Annotated in this window: 11 protein-coding genes; 6 read left to right on the top strand and 5 right to left on the bottom strand. The window is 60.9% G+C overall.

Annotated features, from left to right (window positions below):
• The first annotated feature begins 138 nt into the window (after window positions 1-138).
• The gene (locus PHU01S_RS13605; RefSeq protein ID WP_127508020.1) at window positions 139-1,329 is read left to right on the top strand and encodes an ROK family transcriptional regulator; all 1,191 of its coding nucleotides are present in this window, start codon (window positions 139-141) and stop codon (window positions 1,327-1,329) included.
• A gap of 138 nt (window positions 1,330-1,467) precedes the next feature.
• Here PHU01S_RS13605 and PHU01S_RS13600 read toward each other — a convergent pair whose 3' ends face one another.
• Window positions 1,468-2,829 carry a sodium-dependent transporter gene (locus tag PHU01S_RS13600; protein WP_127508018.1) on the bottom strand — a complete coding sequence of 454 codons (1,362 nt, stop codon included), beginning with the start codon at window positions 2,827-2,829 and terminating at the stop codon, window positions 1,468-1,470.
• 166 nt (window positions 2,830-2,995) lie between these two features.
• On the opposite strand from PHU01S_RS13600, the gene PHU01S_RS13595 reads away from it, so the two are divergent.
• Window positions 2,996-4,600 carry a catalase gene (locus PHU01S_RS13595; RefSeq protein ID WP_373864540.1) on the top strand — a complete coding sequence of 535 codons (1,605 nt, stop codon included), beginning with the start codon at window positions 2,996-2,998 and terminating at the stop codon, window positions 4,598-4,600.
• A gap of 159 nt (window positions 4,601-4,759) precedes the next feature.
• On the opposite strand, the gene PHU01S_RS13590 is transcribed toward PHU01S_RS13595, so the two are convergent.
• Together PHU01S_RS13590 and PHU01S_RS13585 are read right to left on the bottom strand one after the other, a co-directional pair.
• A complete protein-coding gene (locus tag PHU01S_RS13590) occupies window positions 4,760-6,364 on the bottom strand; it encodes a methyl-accepting chemotaxis protein (RefSeq protein ID WP_164763067.1) in 1,605 nt (534 codons plus the stop codon).
• Between the two features lie 150 nt (window positions 6,365-6,514).
• On the bottom strand, window positions 6,515-7,279 hold the full coding sequence (locus PHU01S_RS13585) for a ThuA domain-containing protein (protein ID WP_021878806.1): 765 nt from the start codon (window positions 7,277-7,279) through the stop codon (window positions 6,515-6,517).
• A gap of 352 nt (window positions 7,280-7,631) precedes the next feature.
• Between PHU01S_RS13585 and PHU01S_RS13580 the strand changes: the two genes are divergently transcribed.
• Both PHU01S_RS13580 and PHU01S_RS13575 read left to right on the top strand, forming a co-directional pair.
• Window positions 7,632-8,249 (top strand): NUDIX hydrolase, encoded by a 618-nt coding sequence (locus PHU01S_RS13580; protein WP_048749484.1) that lies wholly within the window; start codon window positions 7,632-7,634, stop codon window positions 8,247-8,249.
• A gap of 120 nt (window positions 8,250-8,369) precedes the next feature.
• Window positions 8,370-9,596 (top strand): MFS transporter, encoded by a 1,227-nt coding sequence (locus tag PHU01S_RS13575; protein ID WP_048749487.1) that lies wholly within the window; start codon window positions 8,370-8,372, stop codon window positions 9,594-9,596.
• A 66-nt stretch (window positions 9,597-9,662) separates the two neighbouring features.
• Here PHU01S_RS13575 and PHU01S_RS13570 read toward each other — a convergent pair whose 3' ends face one another.
• Entirely contained in the window at window positions 9,663-10,895 is a 1,233-nt protein-coding gene (locus PHU01S_RS13570) for an MFS transporter (protein ID WP_049869128.1), read from the bottom strand.
• Window positions 10,896-11,023: 128 nt separating this feature from the next.
• Complete coding sequence (locus PHU01S_RS13565; protein WP_021878810.1) at window positions 11,024-12,106, bottom strand: lactonase family protein; 1,083 nt, start codon at window positions 12,104-12,106, stop codon at window positions 11,024-11,026.
• Window positions 12,107-12,385: 279 nt separating this feature from the next.
• Here PHU01S_RS13565 and PHU01S_RS13560 point away from each other — a divergent pair, with 279 nt between their 5' ends.
• Both PHU01S_RS13560 and PHU01S_RS13555 read left to right on the top strand, forming a co-directional pair.
• Window positions 12,386-12,898 carry an SH3 domain-containing protein gene (locus PHU01S_RS13560; protein ID WP_048749855.1) on the top strand — a complete coding sequence of 171 codons (513 nt, stop codon included), beginning with the start codon at window positions 12,386-12,388 and terminating at the stop codon, window positions 12,896-12,898.
• Window positions 12,895-13,584: an AIM24 family protein gene (locus tag PHU01S_RS13555; protein ID WP_127508014.1), complete on the top strand. Its 690-nt coding sequence runs from the start codon at window positions 12,895-12,897 to the stop codon at window positions 13,582-13,584. Before PHU01S_RS13560 ends, PHU01S_RS13555 begins: the two co-directional genes overlap by 4 nt.
• Window positions 13,585-13,712: the final 128 nt, after the last annotated feature.

The following is a 13,712-nucleotide window of genomic DNA, read 5'->3' as shown; positions in this document are numbered from 1 at the left end:
ACTAAACAAACTAAGTTATTTTTGGTATACTTAAGCGGATTCGCATCCGGGCAGGTTTTGTTTCCTTTCTCATCCGATATATACTTGTCTTGACCAGCAACCGGCCGCAGGCCGCAACATAGAAGGAGAGCTGCACCTATGAAACCGACTACCGCCACCGGAGATCCGGCGATGATCCGGCGCATCAACACGGGCATCGCGCTTGAAGCCGTTCTGAGGCACGCCCCCTTGTCCAGAGCGGCGATATCCGAGAAGACCGGCCTCAACAAAGCGACGGTGTCCTCCCTCGTGCAGGATCTGCTGGACCAGCAGCTCGTCCTCGAAACCGGGCAGGGACAATCGAGCGGCGGCCGCAAGCCGGTCATGCTTGTATTCAACAACCGGGCCGGACATACGGTCGGCGTCGACGTCGGGACGAACTACATCCTCGGCGTGCTGACCGATCTGGAGGGCGCTGTCCTCAAGGAAATCAGACGCCCTCATGAAGCCCGGTCGGCGGCATCCATCATGAAGCTGCTGTTCGGGCTTATCGAGGAGCTGGCAGCTGCAGCCGAAGCCAGCCCTTACGGCCTCGTAGGCATCGGGATCGGCCTTCCCGGCATCGTGGACGAGACGGGATCCCTCCTGTTCGCCCCGAATATGGACTGGGAGCCTACCGAAGTGGCCCGGCTGACGGAAGCCGCCTTCGGCGTGCCGGTGCGGGTCGACAACGAAGCCAACTTCGGCGCCCTCGGCGAGCAGGTGTTCGGAGCGGGCTCGGGCATCCGCCATCTGGTCTACGTCAGCGCGGGCATCGGCATCGGAACGGGCCTCGTGCTCGACGGCAAGCTGTACCGCGGCTCCACCGGTCACTCCGGCGAGCTCGGGCATCTCTCCGTCGATTATGCCGGCCCGCCTTGCCGCTGCGGCAACCGGGGCTGCTGGGAGCTGTACGCCTCCGAGCAGGCGCTGCTGGACAACGCTCTTCCTCTTGGCTGCCGCACGCTGGATGGGATCCTGGAACGGGCCAACGCAGGCGACAAGGCGATCGTCGACGTCCTGGAGCGCACGGGAGCCATGCTTGGAGTGGGCATCGCGACCATCGCCAATGTCTTCAATCCGGAAGCCGTGCTCATCGGGAACAGGCTGAGCCGGGCCAAGCGCTGGCTCGAAGGCCCGCTCGCCCGGGAGCTGGAGAGCCGCGCGCTCCCTTACCACCGCAGCCGCCTGCGCGTCCTGTTCGCGGAGCTTGGCGATGCGTCGGCGGTGAGAGGAGCGGCGCACTTGGCCGCGAGCGCCTTTTTGGACCGGGTCAAAGCCGGCAAGGCCCAGCTTCTTCCTTCCATGTGAGCGAACTTCATGCCCGATGAACACCTGGTTTCCCGATGATCAAGCTCCTGCTTTTCCTGAAGCTCCAACCCATATAAAGAGGCTGCGCCCTGCGTCGATGGAATGACGAAGGGCGCAGCCTCTTTTTTTTCATTGCCGTTACACCGGCTTGACGAACAGCGAGTAGAGCAGCACCACCAGGATGAGGAGAGGAGCGACATAGCGCAGCGTGACCATCCACGCCTTGTACCAGAAGCCCGTAAGGCCGGCTTCTTCCCCGGCCCGCTTCCAGGCATACCCGGTGAACAAGGTGACGACGAGTCCCCCGATCGGCATGAGCAGATATGCGGTGGAGAAGTCGAACCAGTCGAACACGGTCTTGCCGAAGATCAGGAAGCCGCTCAGGGAGCCCGTCACGGACAGCGCCGCCGGAATGCCGAGCACGAAGCAGACGGAAGCCACGATCGCAGCGGCCTTCCGGCGGGACCATTTCCACTGGGTCATGGCGAAGGCCACAGGCACTTCAAGGATGGACACCGCCGACGTCAGCGCCGCGATGGCCAGCAGGATGAAGAACAAGCCCCCGAAGAAGGCGCCGAAAGGCATTTGCGAGAAGGCGGCCGGCAGCGCCATGAATGCGAGGCCGACCCCCTTGTCCGGCTGCAGTCCGTATGAAAAGACGGTCGGGAAGATGATCAGGCCGGCGATGAAGGCGTACCCGAGATCGCCGATGCCGATCGCGATCGTCGCCTTGCCGAGGGACTGCTCTTTTTTCACATAAGAGCCGTAGGTCAGCATGCATCCCATGCCCAGAGACAGGGAGAAGAAAGCATGTCCGAGAGCGACCAGCACGGATTCGCTGTCCAGCTTGGCGAAGTCCGGCTTCAGGAAGAACTCCACGCCTGCGGAGGCTCCCGGCAGCGTAAGCGAACGGACCATCAGAATCAGCAGGATGATCAGAAAGCCCGGGATCAGTATTTTGTTGAATTTCTCGATGCCGCCGGAGATGCCTCTGGCGACGACATACCCGGAGATGAGCATGACGGCGGCTTGCCAGAAGATCGGCATGAGGCCGCCGGCGAAATCGTTGAAATGCGCTTCGTAGTCCATTCCCTTGTGCGAAAGGCCGCCGGTAAGGGAATCGAGCGTATATTGGAACGTCCAGCCTGCCACGACGGCATAATAGGACATAATCAGGAACGCTGTCAGAACGGACAGGGCGCCGAACCATTTCCAATACTTGTTGCCGGTCAGATTGAACAGCGACGTCGCCGCGTTGCCCCGGCCGCCGCGTCCGATCGTCATCTCCGCCAGCAGGACAGGCAAGCCGACCGCAATCAGGCAGACGATGAACAGAAGGAAGAAAGCCGCCCCTCCATGCTCTCCGGTAATGTACGGAAACTTCCACATATTGCCCAGCCCGACCGAGCTGCCGATCGCTGCCAGAATGAACCCTGACGAGGAGAAGCGCTCCGCCTTTTTCAAGGAGCCGCCGGGGGAGTTGCTTGATGACTTTCTCATGGATGATTTGCCTCCAGCTTTTCATGTTGGGAAGAGATTATTAATTTATCGAAAAAACGCTTTAATGTCCAGAAGCAATTGGTCTCATCTTTTTTTAGGCGGATCAACGTTTCCCTTATCTGGTATAGAAAGAGGTCAGATGGAAAAGGTAAGCGGGAACGAATAGATGAACACAGGAAGGAAGTCCTACATAATGAGTTCCCCTACCGAAAACAACGATCCGAAGGATATCTTGACCAACAGGCAAGGCCATCCCGTCACGGACAACCAAAACATCCGCACCGTCGGAAACCGCGGACCGTCCACGCTGGAGAATTATCATTTCATTGAAAAGATTTCCCACTTCGACCGGGAAAAGATACCGGAACGGATCGTGCATGCCCGAGGCGCCGGTGCCCACGGGTATTTCGAAGCGTATGGCAAGGCGGGCAGCGAAGCCGTATCCAAGTATACCCGCGCCAAGCTGTTCCAGGAGGCGGGAAAGCAGACGCCCGTATTCGTCCGCTTCTCGACTGTCGTGCACGGCGGCCATTCCCCGGAGACGTTCCGCGACCCTCGCGGCTTCGCCGTCAAATTCTATACCGAGGACGGCAACTGGGATCTCGTCGGCAACAACCTGAAAATCTTCTTCATCCGCGATCCGCTCAAATTCCCGGACATGGTGCATGCGTTCAAGCCCGATCCGGTCACGAGCCTGGGCAACCCGGAGCGAATGTTCGACTTCGTCTCCAATTCCCCGGAAGCGACGCATATGATTACCTTTCTCTTCTCTCCGTGGGGTATTCCGGCCAATTACAGGCAAATGCAAGGCTCCGGCGTCAATACCTACAAATGGGTCAACAAGGAAGGGACGGGTTATCTCGTCAAGTACCACTGGGAGCCTCTGAAGGTCGGCATCAAAAACCTTACCCAGAAGGAAGCCGACGAAATCCAAGCCAAAAATACGAGCCATGCGACCCAGGATCTGTACGAGGCGATACAGCGCGGCGACTATCCGGAATGGGAGCTGAACGTGCAGATTCTGAGCGACGACGAGCATCCCGAGCTCGACTTCGATCCGCTCGACCCGACCAAGCTATGGGACCAGGACAAGTTCCCCTTCCTTCCGGTCGGCAAAATGGTGCTGAACCGCAACCCGGACAACTACTTCGCCGAGGTGGAGCAGGCGGCCTTCGGAACCGGCGTGCTCGTCGACGGCCTCGACTTCTCCGACGACAAGCTGCTGCAGGGCCGGACATTCTCGTATTCCGACACGCAGCGCTACCGGGTCGGCACGAACTACTTGCAGCTGCCGATCAACGCGCCGAAAACGACGGTGGCGACGAATCAGCGGGACGGCCAGATGGCCTTCAATGTCGACAAGGGACAGCATCAGAATCCCCATGTCAACTATGAGCCCTCCTCGCTTGGCGGACTGAAGGAAGCGGCCCCTGCGGGCAAGGAGCATGAGCCGATGTACAATGCCGCTCTGGTGCGGGAGAAGATATCCCGGCCGAACGACTTCCAGCAAGCCGGAGAGACGTACCGGAAGTTCGAGGAGTGGGAGCGCGAGGAGCTCATCTCCAATCTCGTCGATGCGCTCAAGATCAGCGCGCCCGTCATTCAGCAGAACATGATCGCCCACTTCACCGAGGCGGATGCCGACTACGGCCGCCGCGTAGCGGAAGGGCTCGCCAAGGCGAAGGCCGACATGGAGCATGTCGGATCGTCCGGCATGCGCGAGGGAGCCGAGAAGGCGGAGCGCTCCGGACACAAGACAGACGGATACTGAAACAGAGCAAAGCGGCGGTCAGCCCGGCATGGAATGCCGGACGGACCGCCGCTTTTTCTTTCGGCTGACCGGGATATGGCTGCAACCGGCATCTGCTTGCATGCGGCCGCAATCGGCGCCATGCCTGCCGGCATCATGGCTGGAATCGGACCTTGAGGGCTAAGCGGACTCTTTCTCAGCCGCCAGCTCGCGCAAGGCTTCCTCCGATTGCTCGATGCGCTCCTGCAGCTGCGCATTCTGCCTCGTCAGCGTCTCGACCGTAGCCAGCAGCTCCTCCAGAGTAGCCGACGATTGCTGCATGACAGCGGCGAAATTCTCCACCTGCTCCTCCACTTCCCTGCTGGAGGCGCCGACATTGTCCATCTCTCCGCCGACCGTCCTCGCGTCCTCGTGCAGCCGCTGGACGGATTGCCCGATGCCGGCGAACGCGCTGCGCGTCAGGTCGACGAGCGCGAAGCTCTCCTCCATCCTCTGCACATTGGCGTCCATGGAGGAGGCCGAGCTTTCCGTGCGCACAGCCGCCAGGTCGAGGCTGGCCGTTATGCGCTCCGCGGCTTCGCCGGCGGTTACGGCAAGCTTGCGGATCTCGGAGGCGACGACGCCGAAGCCGGCACCGTGCTCCCCGGCCCGCGCAGCCTCGATGCTCGCATTGAGGGAAAGCAGGTTCGTCTGCCTGGCGACCTCCTGGATGGAGGCGGTCATAGGAAGGACATCCCGTATCGTCTCGCTCAGCTTCTCAAAATCGCTCTTTGACTCCTTCAAGCTGTCCTGGAAGCGCTGGATCGTATCCGTCAGCCGTTCCATGACTTCTCTGCCGCTCACGGACGCCTCTCTTGTCCGCTCGATGTTGCCGATCATCTCTCCCAGCGTACCCATCATGGTCGCGAGCTGGCTGGTGGAATCCGATACTTTGGACGCGATGTCGGAGATGGATTCGGCCTGGCTGTTCACGCCCGAGGACATTTCCTGGAAAGCGGTATTCATTTCCTGGAAGGAGGCCGCATTGTCATGGCCGTTCTGGCGTATTCCTTCCATCCCCTCGGAGAGGGTCCGCACGGACACCCGCATGACCTTGTCCCGCTGCCGTTCGCGCTCCAGAGTGCGCTCCGCCTCGAGCTGGAACCGGCTTACCCGCTTCAGGATGGAGCGGCCGATCTCGGATTGGCTGATCAGCAGGCCGGACACGATCAAGAAGTAGAACAGGAAGTAAACGAGATCATAGTCGACTTCGTTGCTGCCGGGATACATCGCGAACTTATAGACGACTAGTCCCGCCCCGCTGAGAGTGCCGTACAAGAGCGTGATTCGGCTGTTGTACATGACGCCGAGCGCCAGGAGGAAGAATGCGGGCAGCGCGGACAGCACGCTCCGGCTGTCGTATTGTACGGAGGTAATGGTCATGTAGCCGACTAGCGCGACGGTCATGTACGGAATGATCGGCTCCAGCCTGCGCAGGACATGCCCCGCCCATAACAAGACCAAGACGATGCCCGCAGGAATCAACAAAGCCTTCGTGTAAGCCGCTTCCGTATCGAATGAAGTCATCATGCCGGCAACAAGGGCGTAATAGATCGACAGGACGGCCAGGACGGCCGTACTGCGCCTTCTGCGATCGGAGTAGGCGAGGCTTTGCCGGTCCGCGGAAGGCCGGCCTGCAGGCATCTCCTGCTTTGGATTCTTTCCGTCGGCCTCCGTGTCCTTGCTGTTCAGGGAGCGGCTGCCCTGTTCTTTCGCTTGAATCGATTCCGGCTGTCTGAATGCCATCTGATTTCCCCCGTCTTCAATATCGATGCCAACTAAATGACAACATGTCGTAAGTACACATCGACATTTTCCAGACGGAGATTTAGGGCCAAAATCAAAAAATCGAAAACAAAAAGCGGGTCCGCAGACCCGCATCGTTCTAAAGATGGCTTATATCCGCCCCGCTGCCCACAGACTGGCCGATCGGATCAGCCGCTGCACCTGCCCGCTCTCGAACGAAGCCCGGTCATGGCCCGGCATCAGGACGGCGATTCGGCCTTCGCCGTAGCGCTGCACCCAGGCTGCGGGGTAGCAGCACCCGTCCAGCCAGTACTCCAGGATGACCTCTCGGTCCTTCGACCTGCTGAAGGAGTAGCGGTAAGGCTCGTCGGGGGAATCGAAGGGCTCGATATTCTGTACGATCGGATGCGCTCCGCCCTTGCCTACGACCGGTTCGAAGGAAAGGGTCTGATAAGGGGGATGTCCGAGAAACCGCGCTCCGATCATTTCCTCAAGCCGGGGGTCGGCTGCAAGAGAAATGCCGGAATGGATCAGAACGAGTCCTCCTCCTTGGCCGACAAAATTGATGATGCCCTTGGCTTGCTCCGGTGTGACGGGATCTTTCCAGCGGTCGGTATACGCGGCTATCAGGCCTGTTCCGGAAGCGGGGCTTTCGAGAACGCTGTAATCCTCCGTCGCTTCCGCGTCGAAATCATCCTTCAAGGCGCCGAGAATCGTTTCCTGAACGGCCTGCAAGGGATGATAAGAGGCGCCTGAGCCGTCTCCAAGCAGCACGGCGCCTCTTGCAGGCCGAGGCTTGACTCGCCCGGCAGCGATCTGCCTCCCTGTCAAGATGCCCATGCGAGGACTTCCGTCCCCCGTCATCCCTGTATCCGGCACATAGACTGTGCCTCCCCTTCCGACTTCGACAACCATGCCCTGTCTCTCCCTTCAGGTCAAATGGATGAAATAAAGCGATAAACGTTTAACGGATCTTTTATCTAATCTATTCCACTTTTTGAAGCAAATCCCTTCCCGTCCTCGTCCACATTTTGAAGCCGGTCCCTAAAGACGACAAACCGGCAGCCGGCCGCAGAGCGGTCATGCCCCTGCGGCGCTGCCGGTTTCCGCAAGGAACGCGGAAGCTCGAACAACAATACGGATTTTTACCCGCTTGGACGCGGGGCGAAACAGGATTCCGGTGCGCTGACCGAGAAATGGTCCCTGCGGCCGGCTTCAACCGCCGTATTCATGCACATACCTGCCATTCCAGCGAGGAGGAACGGAAATGGAACCGAAGTGGCTCGAATGGGCAAAGCAAATCCAAGCTATCGCCCAGACCGGGCTTGCCTACGGGCGCGACGTCTATGACATCGAACGCTTTGAAGCTCTGCGGGAGCTGAGCGTCGAGATCATGGAGACGCATACCTCCGCAGGCAAGGAAGAGATCCGGCTCGCTTTCGCCGGCGATTCCGGCTATGCTACGCCGAAGGTGGACGTGCGGGGAGCCGTTTTCCGGGAAGGCCGCATCCTGCTCGTCCGGGAAAGATCGGACGGCGCCTGGTGCCTTCCCGGCGGCTGGGCGGATATCGGCCTGACCCCGAGTCAATGCGTGATCAAGGAGATCAGGGAAGAGACGGGCTTCGAAGCCAGGACGGTCAGGCTGCTTGCCGTCATGGACAAAATCCGGCATGGGCATCCTCCCGATGCGCATCATATCTATAAGCTTTTTTTCCACTGCGAGATCACGGGCGGGCAGGCTTCCGGCGGCGTGGAGACAAGCGAGGTCGAGTTTTTCGGCGAGGACGAGCTGCCTCCCCTGTCGCTCAGCCGCAACACGGAAAGCCAGCTGCGCATGATGTTCCAGTACGGACGGCAGCCGGGCATGCCGGTCTATTACGATTAAGGCGTGAATTTCCTCTTTCGCGAAGCGCAAAATCTGCTATACTGGCGGAAGTTGATTTCCAAAGGTAAGTCATTTCCTGCTATTTACAGTCAGCGCTTTCAGAAAGAAGGTCAGACATTCATGCATCAAGATCAACCGTCGATTGCATCCTCGTTAACCGACAAGGAACGATACCCGCTCTCTCTCTACTCCCTCACGGTCGGAGCCTTCGCGATCGGCTTGACGGAATTCGTCATCATGGGCCTGCTTCCCGAAGTAGCCGCGGACCTCGGCGTAAGCGTGCCGAAGGCGGGCAACCTTATTACCGGCTACGCGCTCGGAGTCGGCATCGGCGCTCCCGTGCTTGCGCTGGCAACGGCCCGCTTCCCCAAGAAGCTGCTTCTTTCCCTGCTGATGGTGCTGTTCATCATCGGCAACCTGGGGGCCGCCCTGGCTCCGAATTACGGCCTCCTGCTGGCGGCCCGCATCTTCACTTCGCTTGCCCACGGCACCTTCTTCGGCATCGGGGCCGTGCTTGCGGCGAGCCTCGTCTCGCCCAGACGCCGAGCCGGAGCGGTGTCGGTCATGATGGCCGGCCTGACGATCGCCAACATTCTCGGCGTGCCGTTCGGAACCTTCATCGGGCAGGAGCTTGGATGGCGGATGTCGTTCTTCGTCGTCGCGGCGATGGGCGCCGTCACGCTGGTCGGCCTGATCGCCATGATTCCTTCGATCAAGCAGACGGACGACACCAACGCAGCTAGGCAGATCAAGGCTCTCCTGCAGCCCAAGCTGTTTCTCGTGCTGATCACGGGCGCCTTCGGCTGCTGCAGCCTGTTCAGCCTGTTCAGCTACATCAAGCCGCTGCTCACCGGCGTAACCGGCGTCGCCGAGGGCATCGTGCCCTGGATTCTCGTCCTGTTCGGCTGCGGCGTCACGATCGGCAACATCCTGGGAGGCAAGCTGGCCGACCTCAAGCTGATGCCGACGGTCATCGTCTCCTTCCTGGCCCAAGCGGTCATTCTGGCGGTGCTCGGCTTCGCGGACGTTTCCTTGCCCGCTACGCTTGCCCTCATCTTCCTGTGGGGGGCTGCTAGCTTCTCCGCGATGCCGGGGCTGCAGGTCCGCATCATGAATCTGGCCAAGGATGCGCCCGCTCTGGCTTCGACATCCAATCACGCTGTCCTGAACTTCGGCAACGCCTTCGGCGCCTTTTTCGGCGGCTGGATCGTGCTGTTTTTCGAGACAGCTCCCGGAGCGTATGACTACGGCGTGCTGCCGTGGACGGCATCGGCATTCTCCCTCATCGCCCTGCTGCTGGCGCTATGCCTAGCGGCATGGGACCGCCGGAGCGCCGCCGCCCGCTGAACCTGAAAAAGGACTGCCCCGCCGTTTCAGCAACGGTACGGGGACAGTCCTTTTTTTGTTGCTCTGTTATGCCGCCGCTTCCTTCCGGTCGCGGGGGAGCAGGAAGGCGAGCGCGCCTGCGACCGGCAGCACGCTGGTCCAGTACATGACGCTCTGCAGGCCGTAGATGTCGCCAAGCTTGCCCAGCACGACGGCGCCGAGCGCGCCCATCCCGAAGGCGAAGCCGGTGATGAGTCCGGATGCCATGCCGACCCGGCCCGGCATCAGCTCCTGCGCGTAGACGACGCTGACCGAGAAGCTCGCCTGGATGATCAGGCCGATGAGCGCGGCGACGGGATACATCCAGACGAGCGGCAGATGCGGCAGCAGCAGCGTGAACGGCGCCGCTCCCAGGATGGACAGCAGCATCGTGCGCTTGGCCCCGATCCGGTCCGAAACCATCCCGCCGAAAAACGTTCCGACGACTCCGGCGATCATGAACAGCAGCAGCGGCACCTGGGCGGCCTGCTTGCTGAGGCCGTAGTCGTGGATGAGATAGAACTGGTAGAAGGTGCCGATCGCCGCACCGTACCAGGAGCGGGCGAACACGAGCAGAATCAGCACCGACAGCGCGAAGGCGACGACATTTTTATGCTTCTTCGCGTCGATGGACAGCTCGCCTCTCGGCACGGCCGCTTTTTTCACCGGCTTGCCGTGCTCCTCCAGCTGCTTGCGGTACCATGGCACCACCTTCAGCAGGATGAGGATCGCCGCGGCTGCCAGCAGCGTGCCCCAAACGGCGCCGCGCTGCCCGAGCGGGATGAAGATGAAGATCGTCATGAGCGGCGCCAGCGACTGGCCGAAGTTGCCTCCGACCTGGTAGATGGACTGGGCGAAGCCGCGCCTGCCCCCGGCGGCGAAATAAACGACGCGCGAGCCTTCCGGATGGAAGACGGCCGAGCCGAGTCCGACGAATACGATGAAGAAGATGAGCATGCCGAAGCTCGGGGCGAACGCCATGCCGGCCATGCCGATCATGCTCATGAGCATGCCGACCGGCAGCATCCACGGCGACGGCTTGCGGTCGGAGACGAGCCCGACGACCGGCTGCATGACCGATGAAGTCATCTGCAGCGTGAACGTCAGCCACCCGATCTGGGTGTAGCTGATATTGAGCGTATCCTGGAAGATCGGATAGAGGGCGGGAATGACGGATTGCATGGAATCGTTGAGCATGTGGACGGCGCTGATGGCGATCAGAATCGCATAGATGGTCCCGGTGCGGGCAGCGCCGATCCGGGCCGATTGCGAAGCGGACATGGACAGGACTTCCTTTCGTCGCTTGGATGGATGGTATGGAGGTGTTCGTCAGCAAATGAAGGAACGCAGGCATGCGGCCGCCTGATCAAGGTCGGCGCGCATCCGGCGTCAGAGAGAGGTCGGTCTCCTCAGGCGAAGCAGATGCATACCGGCGCCGGAATGCGCAAGGAAGCAGGCGCAGGATCCAGCTTGCCGCTGTCCGCATTTCTCCGGAAGGAATGGATCGTGCCGCTCTCCTGGTTGGCGGCGAGCAGCCAGCTGCCGTCCGGAGAGATGGCGAAGTTGCGCGGCGTACGGCCTCCGGTCGGGCAGTGCTCCACCGCCGTCAGCGTCCCGTCGTCGGTATTGACGGCGAACACGGCGATGCTGTCATGGCCCCGGTTGGACATGTACAGAAACCGGCCGTCCGGAGAAAGATGGATATCCGCCGCCCAGCTGGTGCCGGCGAATTCCTTCGGGAGGCCGGATATTCGCTGCACGCTTTCCAGGATGCCCGTTTCCTTGTCCATCCGAAGCACGTTTACGTACGAATCCAGCTCTCCGGCTACGTAGACATAAGGACGGACGGCTGAAATCGCTGCATGGCGGGGGCCGGTGCCCGGCTCCAGTCTGGCGGTGCCGGCCTTGAGCAGAGAGCGTCCGTCGGCGGACTGCCGGTACATATAGACCGAGTCGGTGCCGAGATCGCATATGTATACAAAGGGAGTGCCGGGGACCGGTCCGGCGCTGTGGATATGAGGCTTCTCCTGCCGGTCTGCTGCCGGTCCGAGCTCGCCTTCCCCGGATACGAGCGCCGAAGCCGGCTCCGACAGCTGTCCGTCCGCCTCAAGCGGAAAGACCGCCGCATTGCCTCCGCTGTAATTGGAGACGTACAGGCTTTGACGGTCAAAGGACAGGCTGACATGGCAGGGGTGCTCCCCGTGAGTCAGCTGGTCGCCAAGCACCTCGAGCTCGCCGCTCTGCGGATCGATGGCCAGCGCATGGACGGAGCCGCCGGACTGCCCTCTCGTCTCGCCGGTTTCGCTGGCGGCATAGAGCATGCTGCCCGCGGGATGGACAGCCAGGAACGAAGCCTGCTCGATGCCGGCGATCTTCTGGAATACCGACAGCTCTCCTGTGCCGCCGTCGAGCCGGCATGCATGGACGGTCGGATCCTTGGCCTCACCGTAAGAGCCTATGTACAGCGTATAAGACGTGGATGCTTCTGCCATTTTGTCTCCTCTTTTCCGGCCTGGGCCTTTTTGTCAGTGAATATACCTCATTTCCTCCGTTCAGACAATGCCGCCCAGCAGTCGTAAGCGGCGCCAAACCATTCGATTCGTTGTCTTTTCGAGCTCTAGAACGACATCTCGCAGCAGCAGGAAACGGATAAGCTCTCTCCAAAGCCCATGATAATCCGACAATTGTCCCCAGTCTCTTACAGCAGCATCCGACTCTTGCTATACTGGGTAATAGATTGTGAAGAGCGCCGCGAGGGGGGATGGGTCCATATGAGGTCGAAACGGATCAAGCGGACAAAACGGATCAAGCGGACAAGCCTGGCTGCCGCACTATTCATCGTCGCTTTGGCCGGAGCCGGCTGGCCCGGGCAGGCGCATGCCGGCATCTGGGACAATCTCAAAGACATCTATGACACGCCGGCCAAGGTGGACGAGCTGCAGAAGCAATATACGGAATCGATTGCCCGGCTGGAGCAGCAGCAGGACCGCCTGAAGCAGGATTACGAGCAGAAGCAGGCGGAGTTCGAAGCGAGGCAGCAGGAGCTGCAGCAGCAGAACGAGGACTTCCGCAAGCAGAACGAAGCGCTGGCGGAGCAGAACCGGCAGCTGGAGGCGAGCATGGCAGCCGCCAGGCAGAAGCAGGCTTCGCTGAAGCACGGCATCGCGGTCGCCGTGCTCGTTGGAGCTTCCGCCCTGCTGGCCTATATCGCGGCCGTACGGGTGTGGCGCTACCGCGTCTACCGCGCCCAGCGGCGCGACCAAGGAAAGGCAGCCGGCTTATGATCGTGACCGCGCCGCCGCCTCACGGGCATGTCCGGATCGAGCTTGAAGAAGCCGACAAGCTGCAGGTGCTGCACCCGAAGGCGATCATTGCGTTCCGCGGCCCGCCGGGTGCCCGCGAGGACCGCTTCATGGATGTCGCCGGCGTCTATCGCAAGCGCAAATGGATCCGCTCCCGGATCCAGGGACCGAGCGAGTTCCTGCTCGGCCTGCCGCCCGGCTGCGGCCTGGAAGCGGTGGCGCTGCCCGAGGACAGCGACCTGCTGTTCGATTTCCGGCATATCGTCTTCTACAGCGACGGCATGGCGATGAAGACGCGCATCCACAAGCTCAAGACCGCTTGGATCACGCGCGAACTGACCCGGATGCGCTTCACAGGCCCCGGTACACTCGGCATCCTTACCGCAGGCGGCCTTGCCTCCATGAAGCTGTCCGAGGAGCTGCCGCTCTATGTCGATACGGCCTCGCTCGTCGCTTTCCCGGAGTCGGCGGAGGTGAAGCTCGCCGTCTACGGCAACCCGCTGGCTACTCAGCATATGAACGTCCAATGGGAGCTGAAGGGGCGCGGCTCCGTGCTGGTGCAGACCGGATCGCTGGATCCGGGCCTTGTCGAGCCTCTGCAGCGGGACGGCTTCCTGCGGAGGACGCTGCGGGAGCTGCTGCCGTTCGGAGGCGTCTACATCAAATGAGCCTGATTAAAAAAAATTCCAGCCCATGGGCTGGAATTTTTTCGGCTTATTATTCTAATTCCAGACCTTAAGCAGCGAGTTAGACGAGTTTCTTCTTATTCCGTTTGCCTCGGCGCTCCAGCGGCGAA

It is taken from the genome of Paenibacillus humicus NBRC 102415 (assembly GCF_004000905.1).
GTDB lineage: Bacteria > Bacillota > Bacilli > Paenibacillales > Paenibacillaceae > Paenibacillus_O > Paenibacillus_O humicus.
The sequence above is the reverse complement of the archived record's forward strand: the minus strand, read 5'-3'. Positions and strand labels throughout refer to the sequence as shown.